Raw genomic sequence first — 20240 nt, forward strand, 5'->3', positions numbered from 1 at the left:
AAAAAGTAAGCATGCCATACGAATTTCAGTAAGCATATGACAAGCCCCAAAAAACGAATACTAGCGCCCTCGTTGCAGAAAAATCAGCGAGGTTGGAAAAGTTGTGCCCCGGCGTCTTTCACTGACAGCAAGGGTAGCCCCTGAACTGGCCATTGAATTGCGAGAGTTGGGTCGTCCCACCGTATACTGCGCTCGGCCTCGGGATGATAGAAGTCACTGCACTTGTAACTGACGATGGCCGTTTCTGACAACACATAAAAGCCGTGGGCAAAACCTTTGGGGATAAAGAGTTGCCTGTGATTTTCTGCAGAGAGCGTTTCCCCCACCCATTTGCCATAGGTGGGCGATTCGGGACGAATATCGACGGCCACATCAAAAATAGCGCCCGACAATACTGAAATGAGCTTGTCCTGGGGATGCTCTTCCTGCCAATGAAGCCCCCTTAGGGTGCCCTTTTGGGACAAGGATTGATTGTCCTGTACAAAGGAGACAGGCGCGACTAACTGGGCAAAACGCTGCTGCTGCCAGCTTTCGAAAAAGTATCCCCGTTCATCCTCAAACACCTTGGGGATGATTAGCTTTACCTCATTAATGGCAGTGGTTAACACCTGCATGAATTGCTCCTGCGATGTAAAAAGATTAACTGCCAGGGTTTGTAGCTGAGTTCACGGCCCTGGCCTTGGCTTCCAGGATTTTACCTAACTCACACTGCCAGTCTGCGGCGGAAACTCCATATAATGCTTTGATTTTATAGCAATCGAGCCTCGAGTTTGCTGGCCTCTGCGCAGGGGAGCCGAACTCACTGGCGCTGATAGGAGTTACTTTTGGCATTCGGTCGATGGCGCCGAGCCTGTATGCCTCAGTCAGAATGCTCGTGGCAAACTCATACCAACTGATAAAGGGCTGGCCGGAAAAGTGATAGACGCCCCAAGGGCCATTTCTCTCCACCGATTGCCGGGCAAGGTGCCAAATCACCCGGGCCAGCTCAGATGCAGGCGTCGGCCCCCCAACTTGGTCCGCTACGACCCGAAGCTCTGACTTGGATGCGGCCAAACGCAGCATGGTATTGACGAAGTTGTTACTGTCGGCGTCAAAAAACCAGGATGTTCTGACAATAAGATGTTTGGCACAGTTGGCGGCGATGGATTGCTCCCCCAACCACTTGGATTGCCCATAAACAGACAAGGGCGCTGGCGAGTCCTCTTCGCGATATGGACGGTCGAGGAGACCATCAAACACGTAATCGGTAGAAAGATGTATCAGCACGGCATCAGCCGCGGCTGCCGCCCTGGCGAGTTGCTCGCAAGCGCTGGCATTTATGCGAACACACTGCTCGGGGTCTGTTTCAGCCTTATCTACTGCCGTATAAGCGGCGCAGTTGATTACCAACTGAGGCGAGTTAAGCAGCAGATAGTCCGCTATCGACTGTGGCTGCAAAAAATCCGCTTCATTTTTGGCTGGCGCCAGTATTTGCCAATCCGGTGGCTTGGATGCCAGCAATGCGCGCCCTACCTGACCGTTGGCCCCAAAAATCACAACCTTCATGACTCAGTCACCGCTCACGGTATCAGAGCCACTGGAATCAGGGGCACCAACATCAGAGTCATCAACATTAGGACCACGAACGTCGGGCCTCAGATTATCGTTGCCAAAGCTAACGTGCGCTTGAGGATCGCCCAAATCGACCAGCTGCTGTAAATAGTCTCCATAGCCGCTCTGACTAAGCGCGTTTGCGTGCTGCAGCAAGGTCTCTGTCGATATCCAGCCCTGGCGATAGGCGATTTCTTCAAGACACGCAATCTTCAGACCTTGGCGCTTTTCAATGGTTTGCACAAAATGCCCTGCTTCCATCAGCGCATCGTGGGTACCTGTATCCAACCAGGCAAAGCCCCGCCCAAGCACACTCACCTGTAATTGGTTGGCTGCCAGATACGCATTATTGATGTCGGTTATTTCAAGCTCTCCGCGGGCCGAAGGTGTAAGGCTTTTGGCAATTTCAATGACCTGATTATCGTAAAAATACAAGCCGGTGACTGCATAATGGGACTTTGGCTCGCAAGGCTTTTCTTCAATGCTGACAGCACGACCTGTGTTATCAAACTCCACCACCCCAAATCGCTCGGGATTCGTCACATGGTAGGCAAACACCGTAGCACCGCGAGAGCAATTCACGGCCTGCTGCAGCTGCCTGGAAAAGCTTTGGCCGTAGAAAATATTGTCACCCAGGATGAGGGCAACCTTGTCAGTACCGATAAAGTCTTCACCGATTAAAAATGCCTGGGCTATCCCTTCAGGTTTGGATTGAACGGCATAACTGATGCGAATGCCAAGGCCACAGCCATCACCGAGCAAAGATTGGAAACCGGCAAGGTCACTTGCCGTGGATATCAGCAGAATGTCGCGAATGCCGGCAAGCATGAGCACCGACAATGGATAGTACACCATGGGTTTGTCGTACACGGGCAACAACTGTTTGGATACGCCGCGGGTAATGGGATAAAGCCTGCTGCCGGTCCCGCCCGCCAGGATAATGCCTTTCATGCCAACCGCCTCAATTGATGATGCCTGGGCCTAGTGTAAGCAACTGCATGAATGTTAAAGAACACTCTTGTTTTGAAATTGCTCGACGTACCACTCAACAGTTTTTCGCAGTCCCGATTCAAAAGTCTCCTGCGGTTTCCAGCCGAGCTCTTTGGAAATTTTACTGGCATCAATAGCGTAGTGTCTGTCATGACCTGGCCTATCTGAAACAAAACAAATGAGCTCCTGAAAATGGGCCACACCTTGCGGCTTTACCGGAACCAATACTTCAAGTAGGTCGCAAACTCGCGTCACAAGATCAAGATTGGTTGACTCATTATTGGCACCGATACAATAGGTTTCACCAATCTCACCGCCATTAAGCACTGTTAACAATGCACTTGCGTGATCATCTACATATAACCAGTCCCTCACCTGCTTGCCATCGCCATAGACAGGGACTGGCTGAGCAGATAATGCAGCCTCAATGATGCGAGGAATCAATTTTTCTCTGTGTTGAAACGGACCAAAGTTATTTGAGCAATTAGTCACTATCACTGGTAAACCGTATGTACGATGCCAGGCTCGAACAAGATGGTCGCTTGCTGCCTTACTGGCTGAATAAGGGGAGCTGGGAGCGTAAGCAGTAGACTCGTTGAACGAGCGAGACGCTGCATTGCGTTCAGACTGTTCCAAGTCGCCAAATACCTCATCGGTCGAGACATGAATGAAACGAAACCCAGTCTTTTTGCACTCAGCCAAATCCTGCCAGTAGTGTCGGGCGGCCTCAAGCAAACTGTAAGTGCCGACCACATTAGTTTGAATAAATTCTGCAGGGCCAGTAATGGAATTGTCGACGTGGCTCTCTGCAGCCAGGTGGATGACAGCATCCGGTTGGTACTGAGCGAACAACTGTGCCAAAAGCACAGAGTCAGCTATGTCTCCCTCAACAAATTGATACTGACCGGGTTGTGATAACTTCTGAACCAGCTTGGTTAAGTCGTCGGGGTTAGCTGCATAAGTCAGCTTGTCAAGATTGACTACGGCAAACCCAACACCAAGAGCTTGCCCTATCAAGGCACAGCCGATGAATCCACAACCCCCGGTAATTAACAGTTTCATATCACACTCTAAAACTACGTATTGCCGCATTATAGCGTTCTGGGACAGGAATATGCACCGCTAAACGAGAGGCCAAACAAGCGTCTAAACACCAAAACACTACATCAGCCAAATTTCCTAAGAACAAGTAGTACTTTCAATACGGTTCGATTGAGCTTGTCACCGGTTCTGGATAGAATGTCCCGCCTGAGTGCCGAGGCCACCAATAGCCTCTGGCTGATTTGATTTAACTTCTGTGGTTAAAGCCACGAAAAACAGGACTTAACGCATGCCGTTCAAAACCATTTCGGTTATTGGTTTAGGGTATATTGGTTTGCCTACCGCAGCCATGTTCGCTTCGAGAAAAATCAATGTGATAGGTGTTGATATCAACCAACATGCTGTTGATACCATCAACCGTGGAGAAATCCACATTGTCGAGCCTGAACTGGACGCCATTGTCAGTCGAGCCGTAGCAAGCGGACATTTAAAAGCCGTTACGACCCCCGAACCCGCCGATGCGTTTCTGATTGCTGTGCCTACCCCATTCAAGGAAGAATACCAGCCAGACCTGACTTACATCGAGTCGGCTTGCCACGCCATTGCGCCCGTGTTGAAAAAAGGTGATTTAATCATCCTCGAAAGTACTTCGCCAGTGGGTACAACTGAGCAAATGGCACAGTGGCTCTCTGCGGCACGCCCAGATCTGAGTTTCCCTCAAACCCATGGAGAAGATGCCGACATCAATCTTGCCCACTGCCCAGAGAGAGTGCTTCCCGGACATGTTGTCCGTGAATTGGTCGCCAACGACCGGGTAATTGGCGGCATGACCCCCAAATGCTCAGCTCGTTGTGTCGATTTGTATCGTATTTTTGTTGAGGGGGAATGTATTATCACCAACGCCCGCACAGCAGAAATGGCGAAATTGACAGAAAACTCATCGCGGGATGTGAGTATCGCCTTTGCCAATGAGTTATCACTGATTTGTGATAAGTTGGATATAGATGTGTGGGAGCTTATCAGCCTTGCCAACCGTCATCCCAGGGTCAACATTCTCCAACCGGGTCCCGGTGTGGGCGGCCACTGCATTGCGGTTGACCCATGGTTTATTGTCTCCAAAACCCCAGAGGAAGCACGGCTTATCCGTACTGCGCGGGAAGTCAATGATAGTAAACCTGAATGGGTAATTGGAAAAATCAAGACCACTATCACCGACTTTTTGCTGGCAAATCCTCAGCGCAATGCCGCTGATATTAAACTGGCCTGTTTTGGTCTGGCTTTTAAACCCGATATTGATGATCTGCGTGAAAGCCCCGCAATGGCAATTACCAGCGCATTAACCAAAGAGCTACCTGTACAGGTATTGGTAGTAGAGCCCAATATCGAGTCATTGCCAGCCGCCCTTGTTAACAGGGTAGAACTTATTGAGACAGACACCGCACTCAATATTGCCGATATTATAGTACTGCTGGTAGACCATAAAGAGTTCAAATTATTGGACAAAGCACTGCTCCAAAACAAGTTATTGGTTGATACCAAAGGTATTTGGCGCTAATCCGGAGAAATTGAAAGCAGGGTTCGCCCTGCTTTTTTAATCACAGATGAAACAACACGCAATATCCGGCGCAAAATGGACAACGGCGTCCACGGTACTCAGTACTTCGTTCCAGATGATACAAATGCTGGTACTGGCAAGGCTGTTACCTCCCGAAACCTTCGGTTTGCTGGCAATATTAATGTTGGTTGTGGGGTTTGCAGACCTTCAAACCCAATTGGGGCTAAACCAGGTCATTGTTCAGGAGAAAACACTGTCAGCGGTACAAAGCAGTTCTCTGTACTGGTTTTCACTGCTCGCCGCCGTCGCCATGTACATAACTTGTAACCTTGTTTACCTGCTTGGGGAGGGTTGGCTATTTGATCCGGCGCTCGCCAATCTGCTTCCGGTGATAACGCTGGCTTTTATTATTAACGCCTCAGGTGGTCAGTTTGGTGCATACCTGCAAAAAAATCTGAATTTCAGAGCTGTTGCACTGGCAGAGGTCTTTGGCGCATTGTCCGGAACCGTCATCGCCATCAGTCTGGTCATGTGTGATTACGGCATTTGGGCGTTGGTACTTGGTTTTCTCACCCGTTGTTCTGTTTTGTCTGGCACGTTATTCGTGTTTGCCTTCCGGCAAGGCAGCCGTATAAAAGCGGTCTTTCATTTCGCATCCATCAGAGCACAGCTGAAATTTGCCTGCCATCTCTTGGGTGGAAACCTGCTCAATTTTACCAGCAGCCGCACCGACCAATTGATTGTGGGTGGGCTGCTTGGCCAACAGGCGCTGGGTTATTACGCGATGGCCTTTAACGTGGTAATTCAACCAGTACTGCGACTCACACCTATTATCAGCCGGGTCGCCCTGCCACTGCTGGCAAGGATTAAGGATTCGGCCACAGACCTCGGGAACGGCTACCGGCAAACACTGACTATACAGGCCGTAATAAACACTCCCGTGTTTTTGGGGCTTGCGGTAGTCAGCCCACAGTTGATCCCCACTTTGTTGGGTGAACAATGGCTTGAATCCGCCTCGATAGTCCAATGGTTATGCCTGTTCGCATTTTGCTACTGCATTACCCTGAATGGCATCAGCTTTTTAATTGCGGCAGGACAATCGGCCAAGGTGTTGCAATGGCAACTCATCGTCGCTCTTTGCACCCCTTTTGCGGTGCTGACAGGCGCGATAATGGCAGGCAGTCCCGGCGCCGCAGCGGCACTTGGCTGGTTGCATCTGGGGTTACTGCCGCTGTGGTATCTCATCATGGTCAGGCCACTGGTTAGCCTCAGTGCAAAGGCTTTTGCCCGCCCCTTTATCGGTCCGCTGCTTTGTGGTCTGGTGATGGTGGCTTTAGTAATGCTGATACAAAGGCTGTCGGACCAATTGGCTTTGTCACCACTGCTCGCCTTAGGGCTACAAATCATTGCAGGCGCTCTGTGCTACGCAGCATGTCAACTGTGGGTATGGTACCGTCGCAAGGGCCTAGCCTGCTAACCACAGACTTTGCTTCTGTCGACGTATTGCCACAAAACCGCGCAATACGTCACTGATTATCTGAGGTTAGCTTAGTTTTTTGCACCTTTCTGCTTTGCCTGACGTTTAAGCGCCACGCCATAATTGGCCCGTCCGGGCATTAAATGAAATGCCAGCCGATACAATAATTGAGTCACAGGAATGAACATCGGCGGAGTTGAAGGGCTGTAGCCTGATTCGGTGGCTGTTTGCCTGAACTTATCCGGAGCACGTTGCCAAAGCGGCTTTAACAAGCGGTAGCTAACGGCCTTGGTGAAATCCTGAGTAATAAGGCTGTCGAATACCTGATTGTGGGTGAAAAAGCAAACACTGGTAAACAGTTGTGACACCATTAAATTACTGCCACCGACAATATATCGACTACCCCGTCCATATATAAACTCATACCAGGTCAGCTTTTGATAATCGTCCAGGGGTAAATCACGGGTACGCGCTGAAAAGTCAGCAAGCAATAGCTCAAAAGCAGCTTCACTCAAGTTAGCATAGCGTTTTCGCAACAACCATGCTGCCGAAAAACCCAGTCTATAAATCCAGGGAAAGAGTTTAAAAAATTCCCCAAGTGGACCTTTAAAGTTAATATAAGTACCGCGCTGCAATGTATCGCCCAGATAACCGTCAAAGAAAACTTTGGCATTTTCAAACTGAGAAGCTATGTACAGATAATTGCCAATCAGTCGCTTTACAGGTTCCATTTGACCAAAGCATATTTCCTCTGCAGCACTGGTCATTAAGTCTGTTGAGGTGGGAGTTAAATAGTCATAACCGAGATAATTTTCATACAGATGACTAAAACTTTCCCCAACGTTACGCTCTGGTGCACCTTCCGGCCCATAGGTGAATCCATTCCCAAACTCAGCATGCGCCAGCAAAAAACGCGAATCCAAACCGGCACTGATGGGGGCTAGTCGTTCACTTTTCGGCCAGCAAGAAGCTATCTTACCCACCAAGGTGTGTAAATCTTCTATGGGTACCTGTGCAGCATCAAACTGATGATAAAACTTGACTCCGGTATTTGACGCAACTAACTCGTCGATATGTTGAATTGTTGTAACGGCACCAGGCTCTAGGCGCTCAATGCCTTTATAGAGAGTAAAATTACCAAACAGGTGCTGACGCTTAGCCAACACCTCAGCCAATAGCGGGTCTTGTGGGTGGGACTCGGTAAAGAGGGCCTTTACTGAAGGCGCGAGTCTCAAACTTGTCGATGCTTTATCAATAAAATGAGGATGTAACCCGAAGCGATCAGTGACAAATTTAACTTCATCACCATGTTGCCACAACAGCAGAAAAGCGCCCATATCAATATGGGTCAGTGCAGCCTCCCCTTGAGATAGCAATGAATCTGCCAACGCGTGCACTGCATTCAACTGCCCCTTAAAAATAAACCATCCAGATACGACGAGAGTAAAACCAGGAAATTTAACTATCGGTATTTCAGTCCACTCCCTGGGATTGTAGACTAAAGTGCCGTTTCGCTTTCCAAGTGTAAAGCCTACCTTGGCACGATAATTTTTATAAAGCTCGTCACAGGACTGTAAACGACCATCTTCACTGCCTAAATAGATTCCTTTCACGTTTATTCACCAATATACTTAACTAATGAAAACTTATTACTGACGCCAAAATCATGAATACCCTGCGAGAACTGGTAGAAATTTATTCTATCAAAATAATTATTATCAGAGCCTGATTTAATGTATATACCAGCTGAATTTTTGTCAGCAGTAGAGTTAAGTTTAAAGGAGGAACGCTTAAAAATAGAGTTATCTACATTTTCAATAACCAAAAAATTCCAATTAATGGATGTGTTACCACCTTCAATCCAATTATTCTCATAATAAAAATCAGTTTGATTTTGAATGAAAACCATTGGTCCGCCGGAATTAATGCCAGATGGGTTTTGCACTTGATTATTTACAAGTGAATTCCCAACAAGCATATTGCCAGTGCTTGGCAATGCCGATCTGAACACATAACCATTAGTCTTGCTGCCGTAGATTGCGTTATTAACTACTCGAACATTGTTGTAAACACCGCCATACTTATGCTCTACAACGACACCAGAGTTGGGACTGAACACTTTATTTTTATCAACAGTAACATCTTTTATCTCGCCCCAACTTTCTAAATGTACTCCGACTGAATAGTTTGCTATGCAATTATCTCTAATTATCGCATCGTCAATAAAATGTGATTTTATAGCAATGGAATTTAATATCGCCTTGTCAACATTTTCAGGAATAAAACTACAGGTATCATCCATATCTACCCTATTATTCCTGGCAATAACTTTATTTCCATTAAGTCTAAGCGCATTCATTTTCGCATTGTAAATTGCATTGCCTGTTACAGAGATATTCGAAAAATTAGAGCCCTGAACAAAATAAATACCTGCACCACCTTTTAAACCATATCGCCATGTTGGATTTGAAAAGCTTAAAAGATCTATATGATTGTTGAAAATGCTAATGTTTTTTGATGTGTGATTAAGTGAGTCCACAAATATACCGGTCTTTTTTGACTCAAAAATTCGATTATCTGAAACCAGGACGTCATCAACATTCAACATTCCGATAGCACTTCCTTTTGGACGTTCATCATAAACACCATTAGATTCGCTTATCGTTGAACGCATCGCTAGACCAGCAAGACGAAATTCATTATTTGATACAACAACATTACTTGCACTTCTAATATTTAAGATATCTTCTGCGGATTGTGAAAAAAAATTATTAACTAAAGTGATATTTTTTGCATTTGGCATTCCAGGAGAGCCACCAAAAGAAATCATCGCTGTATCCTGAGTATTACTGCCGATTGATACATTTATTCCCTCAATTTTAACGCCGGATATTTTTAGGTTATCGATATCCCTAAGAAAAAATCTATCAGTCTTAATCACAGATGTCTTATCACCAATAATGCTTATACCTGAAATAAGGTGGGCAGATGTGTCAACACTATCAATTCTAAATATATTATTAGCACCTAGATATATTGGCTCATTTGTTTCTGAAGCTATGTCCATCAGCATCATCAATTCAGAAGAACAATCAGCTTCACCCTTGGTGAATGTACAATATTCAGCAAAGTCATAAGCATGTAAATTAGGCATGACCAATACCGAAACCCATAAGATTACAACTCGTAAATGCTTCATTTATAAACTCCCTTTATAATAAAGCAACATGAACTCAACTAAGCTACGTTGCCGAAAAAGACGTGATGGCTGACAAGCCAAACGATAAAACCATTCTAGTCCCAGCTTTCGGAATAATACGGGTGCGCGTTTAACATTGCCGGTAAACACATCATAGGTGCCCCCAACGCCCATAAAAAAGGCGGTCAGCCCAGCTGCTTTACAGCGTTGAATAAATTTTTCCTGGCGAGGTGAGCCCATGGCCACCGACACGATTTTAGCGCCCGAGTCTCGAATGGCCGCTATCACCTTGGCTTCATCGTCAAAATAGCCATCCTGTGCCCCCACCACATCACAGCCCATTTGCTTTAGCTTGTCACAGGTTGCCCGGTTTACCTGAGCAGACGCCCCTAGAATGAACACTGGAATATGACGTTTGGCACTGAGCCACATTAATTGCTCCCAAAGCTCACAGCCTGGTACGCGGTTAATGTTAAGGCCGCTTTTCTTACGCATGGCTTTAACCACGCCTATGCCATCGGGGTACAGAACCTCTGCCGAGCGCATAGTGGCAGCAAGTTCGGTATCTTTCATAGCCCTGACAATTTTTTCGGGATTCACCGCGATGGCCATATGGCCAACATTCAGATGCTTTGAAATAATGATTTCAGCCGCCTGTGTTACGTTTTCATATGCAGAAATGTCGAATCCAGCGACGGATATTTTTTCAGTCATGTAATTTATCTATCTTTAACAATTGTCGTGCCTTCATCGCTATTTCGTAGGGATGAAACACCTGCTCTGCACGTTGGCGAGCGGCAGCTCCCATTTCAGAGGCGTTTGCTGCGACATAGGTGATGGCTTCAGCAAGTAAAACAGGACTCTCACAGGTGATGAGTCTTCCAACGTCATCGGTAACAACATCAAGTATGGGTCCTCGGGCTAAGCCTATAACTGGCGTACCTTTAACCATAGACTCAATGTAAGCCATGCCAAACGATTCAGCCTGTGAAACCAATACCAATATATCCGCCTGCTCGAGCAAACGCTCTTTTTCGTCTTTTTCAACCCAACCAGCGAAGGTCACTCTGTCTGAAAGTCTAAATTGCACGACTTTTTTCCGTAGGGAATCCATCAAATACCCGTCTCCTGCGATAGTTAATATCACACTGTCGGGAAGCCTGGTCATCGTTTCCAACAAAAGTTCGAATCCCTTCCCTTCAACCAAGCGAGACATCGAGACAAGATGTATAGAATCTGTACCTACGACTAAACTAGCCTTGTCCAATACGCGCCCATCAAAACTTCTTTTATTCAAAGGATTAAACAGAGGGGTAGCATCCACATCAAAGTTTACTTTCAGCCAGTCAGCCCACCAGGGAGTAACCACAAAGACCCTGTCAAAGGCATTTAAGAAACGCTTGAAGAGCCATCTCCCCAGAGGATGAGCCTGATATTGCTCTATCACAGTGGAGTGAAGATGGATGACTGTTTTCGCTCCGTGAAAAGAGGCCACAAGAGCGAGCGTCCACTTTCTGAACATTGAAAACCAAGCACCGCAATGAAACCAAACTACCGTATCATTTCTGTGCCGCTTGCAAACTCTATATAACTCTTTCAGCGCCTTAAACCATTGTCTGACCTTTCCTGCGCCAGTCACATGAGAAGCAATGACTGTGGGTGAGATGCCAAGCAATTCGAATCCATCGAGGAATCCACCTACAGCGGTACTTATCCCGCCTCGTCCAGTATAGGGTTCAGGACAAACAATTATTAAGTGAGGCATTGACTCACTCATCGCAAGCTCTTGACAATGCGTTCACAAGCCTTTCCGTCTCCATACGGGTTATGAGCGCGGGCCATAGCGCAGTATGCTTCAGAATCAGTCAACAGGGTTTCCAGCTCATCCACAATACGACTTGTATCCGTACCGACCAGCTTTACGGTGCCTGCGGCAACGGCTTCGGGGCGCTCTGTGGTATCACGCATCACCAGCACAGGTTTGCCTAACGATGGCGCTTCTTCCTGTATGCCGCCAGAATCGGTGAGGATGATATGAGACTCGTTCATAAGATACACAAAGGGTAAATAATCCAGCGGCTCAATCAACACGACGTTGTCGATACCGGCGAGTAAGCGGTTTACCGGCTCTCTAACCTGCGGGTTCAGGTGCATTGGATATACGTACTGCACGTTGGGATGGCGCGTCGCACTTTGTGCAATGGCACTGCAAATTTGCTCAAAGCCGCCGCCAAAGCTCTCTCGTCTGTGACCGGTGATCAGCACCAGAGGTTTACTAATGTCGCGCCAGGGGAATTGCGCTGCCAGGGTGCTATTCAGCTCGTTATCACCGGCAATTTTATCTCTAACCCACAGCAGCGCATCAATGACGGTATTACCCGTCACTACAATCGTGTTATCGGACACGCCTTCCGCGAGCAGATTCTGTCTCGAAGTATCTGTCGGGGCAAAGTGCCTGGCCGCCAGTACACCGGTGAGTTTACGGTTGGCTTCTTCTGGCCAGGGGGAGTAAAGATTACCGGTTCTTAAACCCGCTTCCACATGCCCTACCGGAATTTGTTGATAGAAAGCCGCAAGTGAAGCAGCAAGCGTAGTGGAAGTATCACCGTGAACCAAGACCATGTCAGGCTTTTCTTGCTCGAGCACAGGCTTGAGGCCCGTTAGAATACGACTGGTGATTTCAGTCAGCCCCTGACCGGGACTCATGATATCCAAATCATAATCGGGGCTGATTTGAAACAATCCGAGTACCTGATCCAGCATCTGCCGATGCTGGGCTGTCACACACACTTTGGCGATGACACCCTCCGTTTGCTCTAACTTTTTGGCCAGGGGGGCCATTTTAATGGCTTCCGGGCGAGTCCCAAACACCAGCATTACTTTCATTTACTTTTTTCCACATTTCTTGAAAATTCAAACCAAATCAAGCTATTCATTACGCCAAACACAATGCCCAAGGTACCTGAAAACCATATATGACCGCTTAATTGCGATAATAAAATCAATAAACCGTTCGACAGTGCCAGATAAGGGCCAAAGGATGACCCAGAAACAGTTAGACGAGATAACGACTTGACGAATGACCAAGAATAAAAAGCAAGACAAACTGTCAAGCCCAAAAAACCAAACCACATGAGTGCATCAACTGTATCAACCTCAGCGCTGGCTTTTCCGAAGGGATGCAACTCACCGACAAAGATCCCCTGTCCAAAAATCTGTTCAAAGAGAGATGATTGGGCAAGATAGATATGTATCATTTGAGAGAGAAATTGATCTCGTCCAGACCAAAGAATACCGATCAACCCGCGCTGCTCATAAAACCAAACAATGCGGTCATAGAGACCAATCGCCTCGAGTAAATCGGCAATCAATATCACCAATGCGACAACGGCTAACACAAAAGGGGAAAGAATTTTGATCTTCAGCCAAGTCAAACGGAATAGATGTTGCCGTTCATTGACGATAGGGATAAAGGTAACAAGCAACACAGCCGCAAGCATGGTAGTTTTAGTGGCTACCAGAAGACCACAACCCAGGGTGATTGCCGACGCCAAAAGGTAAACATAAAAACGGCCTGAATTCCAAATTTGGTGCAGGGCATAACCGAATACCACCAAAAAGGCAGCACCGAGTTCATTTCCGGCGTAGATTAATCCGGTTGAGCCCGCTGTTTCGTCGTCTTCCAATTGATAGGTTCCCTTACCTATTCCGATTGAGGCAAGCACAAAGTTAAAGCATAAAATGGCAAAGGCCGACCAGAGGATCCGCTTCCCCCAACGAAATGCGAAATCCGGGGCAAAGCGATAAAGCTGGCCAAAGTAAAGTACAACGGTAATGGGCATCAGTAGCTTAACGACATAACCAAAGTCGGCGAAAAACAACCCAATATTGACATGACGATAAAAAGCGGCAGTCGGGCCAATCAACAGCAACATTAATGTCACCAGCAAACCCACGGCCCAACCCAGGTGATAACGGGCGATCAGTAGCAGCAGCAGCGCAAATAAGGGGGTCTTATAAATGAGGGAAATCTTGAGGTCGAGCCCCATATATATCTGGGTGAAGCCAGACATCATATCGGCAAGCAGATACGCGCACATCATCACCATCACCAAATAGTGAAGGTAGACGGCAGGTTTCACTGCGCCTGACGAGGTCATCAAGCCGGAAGCATTCATCCTCCGGCGTCCTTAAGCCCTGTTTTCACGGCGGATAGAGACTATCAGTGCGACTATCACGCCTAAGACACCCGATAGAAACGCGCCGACTATACACAACAGTGCGCGGGAGGGGCTGTGCTTGTATTCAGGAACAACCACCGGTGCCATTGATTCAAGCATCACTTCATCGGAAATTTCTGCCAATAAGCCCGATTTAGTCTGTTCTGCTATCAACTGATAAAACACTGCCCTCAGCTCACTGAACTGGCTTTGTTCAGCCTGTTTGGTCAAAAATGCGATGGTGGTGGTATTGCGCTCGTGCTCACGCTGTTTCCAATACGCGTTTAAATCGGCAACCAGCCATGTCAACCAATCTGCCGCCATTTTAGGCGAGTAATAACTGACAGAAAGTTCGACATAACCTTTTTTGGATTGATATGACACACGGATAAGCTTAAGCAGTGGCTCGTACGCTTCCCACGATGTAGGGATAACCGCCATGCCGGGTGGCGGTGTTCTCACCCAGGTTTGAGTGGTTTCATCATAGACAGACGGATCGATTATCAGTTTACCTGCTTGTGGATCCCACCCTTCTGCCGCCAACAATGGCACCAGCAGGTTATGCCTGTCGATAAACTGCTGCAAAAAACTGCGCGATTGCAGATACTCCAACAGAGCGTCAGTTTTATCTTCGCCTGCACCGCCAAGCGAAATGCCAGCCATACTGGCTAAACCGCCAAACTGGCCAGCGAGCTTGGATAATGCTCCTGCGTCCTGTGCACCTTTAGGCAAATAAATGGCGTTAGCCCGATAGATATTGGGTAATGAAATGGCATAGATGAGGGTTGCAAGGGAGCCAATCAGGGTGATAACCACTACATACCATTTAGCCAACCACACTAAGCGAGCCAAGCGGCTAAAAGAAATCACCTGCTTATCCGTATTAAGTTGTTGTATTTCTTCATAAGTCATAATTTTATCACCTTAATATGCCATCCTTTGCAACTCAAACAATCCCCAAGCGCTTCGCGATTTCATTACCTGCATTGAAAGGTTCAGGCTTATAAGCGGCGGGTTGGAAATTGGGGATCCTGTCCAACATGCCTTCCAGCTGTGCCAAATCACGACAGACCATCGCCAGGTTATGGCTTTCAACATAGTGCAGCAAATCTTCCTGATGGGCATCCAGCCTATCCACATTTGCAATTACCATCGTCGGTTTGCCAATTTCCAGCAATGAATACACTGTGCCAGCGCCAGCGTGAGTTACAACTACATCTGCGCTCTGGTAGAAGTGCCTGATATCACCTACAAAAGTGATACATTCGGCATGATTTGGCTTAACCTCGCCATCGTATACCTGACAAACAAAGTGCCACTCTGGCCGATGAATTCGATCAATGGCTGCAAATAGCGAGTCAAATCTGGTGTGCCCGACGGTTACAAATATCTTCATAGTCGACCGGCATACCTTGCTTTTGGAAACACTGAAAGCATGCTGGCATTTTGTACGTAAAAGTCTTTAGTAATGCGGTACATGAATTTCCCTGTTAACGAGCCGGAATAAAAACGGGACCAAGACTCGATATAAATAACAGGCTTACCCACCAAACGTAGTAAAACTCCGGGAATAACAGTCATACCCGGCCCCGTGGATACAAGCCCTGTGACATCATATTTTCTAAGCAATAACAGCGTCTGCCATAGGGTAACCAGAGCGGTATAGCACAGCTTGAATGGCGCACTCCAAAAGGAAAATTTATCGCGCGGCTCGGGGCACACCAAATGTTCTACTGCCCCCAATTTGTCTTCTACATCCGCAATAGAGACAAAGCCGGTATCCCCGCACTTCGACAGCTGGGCAACCAAGCGGCGCATTTGTTCCTGATGACCGCCCCGGCCATAGACGACTAAAAACACTTTTTGCTTCATAACAGGGCTTTAGCGCACCCTCATCCAAATCGGCATTACAACCCCAAAATATCGGCGCATTGTAAAGTAAAGCCGGACCAATCACCAGAAATGGCGGGCAATTATCATTCACTTGTCTGCCGACTGAGCAGTGCACCACTGCTGCAGACAATCCATCACAGGTAAAATGCACTGAGATGCTTGATAGCGTGCGAGCGTGACCGTACCCAGTGCGGTGTTGATTGCCGGAAAATCATCTATAAGCCGCTGTATCGCATTAGCTGTCGCTTCCACATTCCCATCAGGCACCAAGACTCCGCCTTCAGTGGGGACAACATCAGCAATAGGCCCCCAATCGCAAGCTACCACTGGCAATCCAAAGGCCATGGCTTCAATAAACACCATGCCAAAAGAGTCATAGCGTGATGGTAGGCAAAACGCCCGGACCTGAGAGAGCAGTGCATGCTTTTTGTCGGTATCTACCCAGCCAACAAAGCTGACCCTCTCCTGTAACCCCAGTCTGTGAACCTGTGCTTGCAACTTTTCCTTGCAAGGTCCCTCTCCCGCTATCAATAGATTTACATCCTCAGGAAGTAGCACCATTGACGCAATGACCTGTTCAGTACCTTTACCTTCAATGAGGCGGGACATGGTCAGCAGGGTTTTGGATCTTTCACGGTGCAAATGGGATTCGGCCAAAAACCTAGCCGCCGCCTCGGCCAGGTCCGGGGGCAACGGATTGGAACAAACACGGACATGGGCACTGGGAAAGTGTGACAACATAAGCTTCTGCCACCATGGGGTCAGAACAAAGGTAACATCCGCCAGTGACACCAACGACTTTACTAGATACTTTTTTATTGGATGGCTTAGATATTCTGCTACTGCGGGACTGTGGAACTGGACAATAAGCCGACACCCAAAGGCTTTCGCTACAAGGCCGATCGAGAGTTTCCGGATCATGGAGAGCCAGGGGCCGCAGTGCAGCCAAAAAATTCCGTCGCCCCCCATTCGACGTCCCACCACACAAGCCTGATTCAAGGCACATAGCCAAGTACGTATCTTGCCTCTTTTATCACTGTGGGAGTTGATCCGGCGCCAGGACACGCCAGCATCGGTCAATGCACGCTCAAAACCTGCCAGCGCAGTGCTGATACCACCGCGTGTCTCTGTCGTGTGCGTGGCCACTATAACTAACTGTTGCATTTAAAACCCTTCAAAAGCAGTTGCTTTCTTAATCTTGCCAAAGGGCCTGCATGGCTGCTCAGTAAATAGCGTAACATTTGCGGGCGATACTGATGCCTTAAAAGCTTAAAAAAGAGTAATAATGGCAACCTCGAACGCGCCACTACGTGCAACAGGAACTCCTGATTCAATCGATTTGTTTCGCTCATCAGATGCCCATAAGCTCGCTGATACAATTTAAAACCTTCAGACTGACGCGTTTTCGACATAATTTTGGGCCCTTCATGCCCCTGATGCATTATGTAGCTGGCGCCAGCAATACGTTTCCCCTTCCCAAAAGCTATCAGCAAGCGAGTCCAGGTATCATAATCCTGCAATGCAGGAAAAATCGGATTAAATCCTTCAATTTGCTGAAGTTTATAGGTCTCAGTAAACACCTGATTCGTGGCATGGTTGTAACTGAGCAATTCATCTAGGCCAATAGTCATATCACTGGTGTCAACAGGCCGCCCGAATCGTCCGTACTGCCAAATAAAGCCTTGACAAACAAAAGATAAATTTTCGTGATAGGCATTCAGGAGCTGCTGCAGCCGCTCTGGCAAAAACTCGTCATCATCGTCCAGGCCCGTGATGTATTTCCCTCTGGCGGCGGATATGGCGAGATTACGGGCAATACAGGCTCCTTTGGCGTCAGCATTAAAAATGCAGCGCACACGGTGGTCTGTTTGCATCAGTTCACTTAAATAAGCTGATGTATCGTCTTGTGAACCGTCGTCAACTATCAGCAACTCCCAGTCGGTAAAGGTTTGTGCTTGCACCGATGCCACAGCACGCTCCAGCAGGATGCGGCGGTTTCGGGTTGGCATATAAATACTGACCAGCGGCATCAGTTGCGGTGTCCGGGTGTTAATACGCTTGAAGCAATCACGGTGAACACACTGGACCACATTTCCCGTGCCAAGGATTTCTGTTCTTCAATAGCAGGATTTGTGCGACATCTATCCCGATACTCGTCGCTGAGTAACCTGGCCATTACAGCATTGGTTGACATCATCGAGGGTGAAGAAAACAACATGTCGCTGCATCCATAATCGGCAAATAATGCCTCGTATTTATGGCTCCAACTGGTACCAACGGTAGGAACACCTTGACTAAGGGCGCTCACACACCCGTGATAGCGTGAACTTACAACGCCATCAGCTTTCGAAATCAGGGCCTTAACGGCTAACGGGCATTCGAGCGAGAGAATAGTCGCAGCTCCACCAAGTCGCTCATTCAGCGTATTACAAAGTGCAAGGTCTTCGCCGCCATCATGGTTGAGCAAAGTAATGGCTTTCCCCGAAGCCAAAGCCGCTTTGCACATTTCCTCCAACAAGTTGACGTATGACTCATGCCAATCTTTACGTTGATTTTTCGAACTGATCATCTTGCTGTTAGGGATCACCAAAACGCCTGGAGATAGCTTTTCGTCAATGATGGGTGAGAGCAAGTTGGTAAAGTCAGGAAAACGCATCAGGGGTGCATCATGAGACAAAATGGCTGAAAGCGCATCGAACGATGACGTATCTCTGGCGACTATCAAAGCTGCACTACCCCAATAACTACGAATAGAGTGCTTAAGTTTGGGGTGAGTAAAAGGGCCAAACGCCTGAGCCAGAAATATATAAGGTTTGCCCTTCAAGGCCATTCTCTGTACTTGCTTCGATGTGTGCGTTAATTGCCGCACGGGCCAGGAATCACCATAGGCAAAACCGGATGCATCCAGCACCAGGTCCACGTCAGCTTCAGTTACAATACCGAAACGACGCAATGCACGACGAAAAGCATGAGGCAAAAAATAGCTTAATCCGTTTAAATCAAAAACATGCTTGTGTAAATTCAGTTTTTGCCACGCCCCAAGTTGCGCTCGCTTGAGGTAAGGTGAATTGGCATCCGGTGTAAGCACTATTTCTGCATCAGGCCATTGTGCTTTTATCTGTTCAATACAGGCGTGCAGCATCAACTCGGCGCCCTTATTTACAAACTGAACGCCTTTAATTTCTATCATCATGGGGTTATATCAATTCTTAGTTGCGAAACCGGCTTTTTCTGGCTGAAGGGTATCATACCTGTCTCCAGGGCATAACCGACCGAAATCAACATTACCGGCCTTTCATATTCAGCAAGCCCCAAACGCTTCGCCATTTTGGCTTCGGGCACTTCCAAATCCGGCCAATTAATGGGGCAAGATGCCAAACCCAAGGTTTCAAGTGCCAGCATCAGCTGCATCGACGCAAGCGCGCCATCAATGTAAATAAGGTGGCGATCACGTTCAGCTGCGTAGGCACTGAGGTCCCCCACCACCACCAATACACAGGGGATATTGTCGCTGAATCCCGCCGTGCCCCCGGCCATGGCAGCGATCCGGGGAGCCAGGTTGGCATCATTGGCAACAAAAAAGCGGAATGCCTGACGATTACAAGCACTGGGAGCCTGGGAAGCTGCACCGATAGCCTGATCAATAAGATTGTCCGGCACTGGTTTGGGTTGGTACCAACGCACAGAACGCCTTTGCCGACACAGTGCCATAAAGTGTACAAAATCAACCTGTGGCCCTTGGCGCTCCTCGCTGGTATAGGGCACTTTTGTAGCGCTTTTTGATTCTTGTTCGGAAAAATGCAGCCGCGCGTTTGCTACGACAGAAGTAGGTTCAACGATTTGAAAATAGCGAGACAAGACATCCCGGGCCCAGCCAAGTTCTTCTTTACAAATGGCCCCATTCTGGATGGCGTCGAGATAAATGCTGACGGTTTCTTGAATATAGTCTTCGGCAAAAACAGAACGCCGCGGCGACATCGAAAGGCCCTTTTCAATGCGATGAATATTCCGTCTGAGCATAGGTGCAGAGCCTGAACGTAAACCATGACTTGCCTGATACGCTTTTCTGCCTGCGATAACGGCGCGATGCTCGCGGCTGAATTCGCCGTTAAGCACACCATAAAATACGTTGGCGAACGGTTTTAGGGGAGCGGAGGCAAACCATTGCAGCAGGCACATGTCGATTCGGTTGAACATACTGCGCAGGGTGCGTCTGGTGTCTTCGCCCAACAAACGTCTCAATAATGCCTTCATTGGCACTCCATCCAGATTAAC

19 protein-coding genes are annotated in these 20240 nt (G+C 47.8%); 2 read left to right on the forward strand and 17 right to left on the reverse strand.

Going from position 1 to position 20240, the window contains the following annotated elements; genetic code table 11:
* Positions 1-83 precede the first annotated feature (83 nt).
* From rfbC to rfbB, 4 genes are read right to left on the reverse strand one after another with little or no spacing between them, the layout of a single operon-like run.
* Positions 84-614 (reverse strand): dTDP-4-dehydrorhamnose 3,5-epimerase, encoded by a 531-nt coding sequence (gene rfbC / locus K0H79_RS11635; protein WP_220075904.1) that lies wholly within the window; start codon positions 612-614, stop codon positions 84-86.
* 25 nt (positions 615-639) lie between these two features.
* A complete protein-coding gene (gene rfbD / locus K0H79_RS11640) occupies positions 640-1545 on the reverse strand; it encodes a dTDP-4-dehydrorhamnose reductase (RefSeq protein ID WP_220075905.1) in 906 nt (301 codons plus the stop codon).
* A gap of 3 nt (positions 1546-1548) precedes the next feature.
* Positions 1549-2541, reverse strand: coding sequence for a glucose-1-phosphate thymidylyltransferase RfbA (gene rfbA / locus K0H79_RS11645; protein ID WP_258405379.1), 993 nt, complete (start codon positions 2539-2541; stop codon positions 1549-1551).
* Positions 2542-2595: 54 nt separating this feature from the next.
* Positions 2596-3642, reverse strand: a complete 1047-nt coding sequence (gene rfbB, locus K0H79_RS11650) for a dTDP-glucose 4,6-dehydratase (protein WP_220075906.1) — start codon at positions 3640-3642, stop codon at positions 2596-2598.
* 268 nt (positions 3643-3910) lie between these two features.
* Here rfbB and wecC point away from each other — a divergent pair, with 268 nt between their 5' ends.
* A complete protein-coding gene (gene wecC / locus K0H79_RS11655) occupies positions 3911-5176 on the forward strand; it encodes a UDP-N-acetyl-D-mannosamine dehydrogenase (RefSeq protein WP_220075907.1) in 1266 nt (421 codons plus the stop codon).
* A 46-nt stretch (positions 5177-5222) separates the two neighbouring features.
* Positions 5223-6653, forward strand: a complete 1431-nt coding sequence (locus tag K0H79_RS11660; RefSeq protein WP_220075908.1) for an MOP flippase family protein — start codon at positions 5223-5225, stop codon at positions 6651-6653.
* A 71-nt stretch (positions 6654-6724) separates the two neighbouring features.
* Here K0H79_RS11660 and K0H79_RS11665 read toward each other — a convergent pair whose 3' ends face one another.
* The 13 genes from K0H79_RS11665 to K0H79_RS11725 all read right to left on the reverse strand — a co-directional run bounded on the left by K0H79_RS11665 (position 6725) and on the right by K0H79_RS11725 (position 20219).
* Positions 6725-8266 (reverse strand): hypothetical protein, encoded by a 1542-nt coding sequence (locus K0H79_RS11665; RefSeq protein WP_220075909.1) that lies wholly within the window; start codon positions 8264-8266, stop codon positions 6725-6727.
* Positions 8267-8268: 2 nt separating this feature from the next.
* Positions 8269-9852 (reverse strand): right-handed parallel beta-helix repeat-containing protein, encoded by a 1584-nt coding sequence (locus K0H79_RS11670; RefSeq protein ID WP_220075910.1) that lies wholly within the window; start codon positions 9850-9852, stop codon positions 8269-8271.
* Entirely contained in the window at positions 9853-10566 is a 714-nt protein-coding gene (locus tag K0H79_RS11675) for a WecB/TagA/CpsF family glycosyltransferase (protein WP_220075911.1), read from the reverse strand. It abuts the gene before it with no gap.
* Entirely contained in the window at positions 10559-11629 is a 1071-nt protein-coding gene (locus K0H79_RS11680) for a glycosyltransferase family 4 protein (RefSeq protein WP_220075912.1), read from the reverse strand. The genes K0H79_RS11675 and K0H79_RS11680 overlap by 8 nt, the downstream gene beginning before the upstream one ends.
* Positions 11626-12738 carry a non-hydrolyzing UDP-N-acetylglucosamine 2-epimerase gene (wecB, locus tag K0H79_RS11685; protein WP_220075913.1) on the reverse strand — a complete coding sequence of 371 codons (1113 nt, stop codon included), beginning with the start codon at positions 12736-12738 and terminating at the stop codon, positions 11626-11628. The genes K0H79_RS11680 and wecB overlap by 4 nt, the downstream gene beginning before the upstream one ends.
* Complete coding sequence (locus K0H79_RS11690; protein WP_220075914.1) at positions 12735-14030, reverse strand: O-antigen ligase family protein; 1296 nt, start codon at positions 14028-14030, stop codon at positions 12735-12737. Before K0H79_RS11690 ends, wecB begins: the two co-directional genes overlap by 4 nt.
* A gap of 12 nt (positions 14031-14042) precedes the next feature.
* Positions 14043-14984, reverse strand: coding sequence for a Wzz/FepE/Etk N-terminal domain-containing protein (locus K0H79_RS11695; protein ID WP_220075915.1), 942 nt, complete (start codon positions 14982-14984; stop codon positions 14043-14045).
* A 34-nt stretch (positions 14985-15018) separates the two neighbouring features.
* Complete coding sequence (gene pssE / locus K0H79_RS11700; protein WP_220075916.1) at positions 15019-15468, reverse strand: PssE/Cps14G family polysaccharide biosynthesis glycosyltransferase; 450 nt, start codon at positions 15466-15468, stop codon at positions 15019-15021.
* Positions 15465-15944 (reverse strand): PssD/Cps14F family polysaccharide biosynthesis glycosyltransferase, encoded by a 480-nt coding sequence (gene pssD, locus K0H79_RS11705; RefSeq protein ID WP_220075917.1) that lies wholly within the window; start codon positions 15942-15944, stop codon positions 15465-15467. The genes pssE and pssD overlap by 4 nt, the downstream gene beginning before the upstream one ends.
* 108 nt (positions 15945-16052) lie before the next feature.
* Complete coding sequence (locus K0H79_RS11710; protein WP_220075918.1) at positions 16053-17129, reverse strand: glycosyltransferase family 4 protein; 1077 nt, start codon at positions 17127-17129, stop codon at positions 16053-16055.
* A complete protein-coding gene (locus tag K0H79_RS11715; RefSeq protein ID WP_220075919.1) occupies positions 17117-17995 on the reverse strand; it encodes a glycosyltransferase in 879 nt (292 codons plus the stop codon). The genes K0H79_RS11710 and K0H79_RS11715 overlap by 13 nt, the downstream gene beginning before the upstream one ends.
* Positions 17995-19158 (reverse strand): polysaccharide pyruvyl transferase family protein, encoded by a 1164-nt coding sequence (locus K0H79_RS11720; protein WP_220075920.1) that lies wholly within the window; start codon positions 19156-19158, stop codon positions 17995-17997. The genes K0H79_RS11715 and K0H79_RS11720 overlap by 1 nt, the downstream gene beginning before the upstream one ends.
* Positions 19155-20219 carry a nitroreductase family protein gene (locus tag K0H79_RS11725; RefSeq protein ID WP_220075921.1) on the reverse strand — a complete coding sequence of 355 codons (1065 nt, stop codon included), beginning with the start codon at positions 20217-20219 and terminating at the stop codon, positions 19155-19157. Before K0H79_RS11725 ends, K0H79_RS11720 begins: the two co-directional genes overlap by 4 nt.
* Between the last annotated feature and the right edge of the window lie 21 nt (positions 20220-20240).

Origin of the sequence: Shewanella sp. FJAT-52076 (assembly GCF_019457455.1) — a bacterium.
In the GTDB taxonomy this organism is placed as follows: domain Bacteria; phylum Pseudomonadota; class Gammaproteobacteria; order Enterobacterales; family Shewanellaceae; genus Shewanella; species Shewanella zhangzhouensis.

Excerpts from the sequence above, each read along its gene's own strand:
- K0H79_RS11710 (WP_220075918.1), bottom strand. The coding sequence starts at position 17,129 with ATGCAACAGTTAGTTATAGTGGCCACGCACACGACAGAGACACGCGGT.
- K0H79_RS11715 (WP_220075919.1), bottom strand. The coding sequence starts at position 17,995 with ATGCCGCTGGTCAGTATTTATATGCCAACCCGAAACCGCCGCATCCTG.
- rfbC (WP_220075904.1), bottom strand. The coding sequence starts at position 614 with ATGCAGGTGTTAACCACTGCCATTAATGAGGTAAAGCTAATCATCCCC.
- rfbD (WP_220075905.1), bottom strand. The coding sequence starts at position 1,545 with ATGAAGGTTGTGATTTTTGGGGCCAACGGTCAGGTAGGGCGCGCATTG.
- rfbA (WP_258405379.1), bottom strand. The coding sequence starts at position 2,541 with ATGAAAGGCATTATCCTGGCGGGCGGGACCGGCAGCAGGCTTTATCCC.
- K0H79_RS11725 (WP_220075921.1), bottom strand. The coding sequence starts at position 20,219 with ATGAAGGCATTATTGAGACGTTTGTTGGGCGAAGACACCAGACGCACC.
- K0H79_RS11675 (WP_220075911.1), bottom strand. The coding sequence starts at position 10,566 with ATGACTGAAAAAATATCCGTCGCTGGATTCGACATTTCTGCATATGAA.
- rfbB (WP_220075906.1), bottom strand. The coding sequence starts at position 3,642 with ATGAAACTGTTAATTACCGGGGGTTGTGGATTCATCGGCTGTGCCTTG.
- pssD (WP_220075917.1), bottom strand. The coding sequence starts at position 15,944 with ATGAAGCAAAAAGTGTTTTTAGTCGTCTATGGCCGGGGCGGTCATCAG.
- wecB (WP_220075913.1), bottom strand. The coding sequence starts at position 12,738 with ATGAAAGTAATGCTGGTGTTTGGGACTCGCCCGGAAGCCATTAAAATG.
- K0H79_RS11690 (WP_220075914.1), bottom strand. The coding sequence starts at position 14,030 with ATGAATGCTTCCGGCTTGATGACCTCGTCAGGCGCAGTGAAACCTGCC.
- K0H79_RS11670 (WP_220075910.1), bottom strand. The coding sequence starts at position 9,852 with ATGAAGCATTTACGAGTTGTAATCTTATGGGTTTCGGTATTGGTCATG.
- K0H79_RS11695 (WP_220075915.1), bottom strand. The coding sequence starts at position 14,984 with ATGACTTATGAAGAAATACAACAACTTAATACGGATAAGCAGGTGATT.
- pssE (WP_220075916.1), bottom strand. The coding sequence starts at position 15,468 with ATGAAGATATTTGTAACCGTCGGGCACACCAGATTTGACTCGCTATTT.
- wecC (WP_220075907.1), top strand. The coding sequence starts at position 3,911 with ATGCCGTTCAAAACCATTTCGGTTATTGGTTTAGGGTATATTGGTTTG.
- K0H79_RS11680 (WP_220075912.1), bottom strand. The coding sequence starts at position 11,629 with ATGAGTGAGTCAATGCCTCACTTAATAATTGTTTGTCCTGAACCCTAT.
- K0H79_RS11660 (WP_220075908.1), top strand. The coding sequence starts at position 5,223 with ATGAAACAACACGCAATATCCGGCGCAAAATGGACAACGGCGTCCACG.
- K0H79_RS11720 (WP_220075920.1), bottom strand. The coding sequence starts at position 19,158 with ATGATGATAGAAATTAAAGGCGTTCAGTTTGTAAATAAGGGCGCCGAG.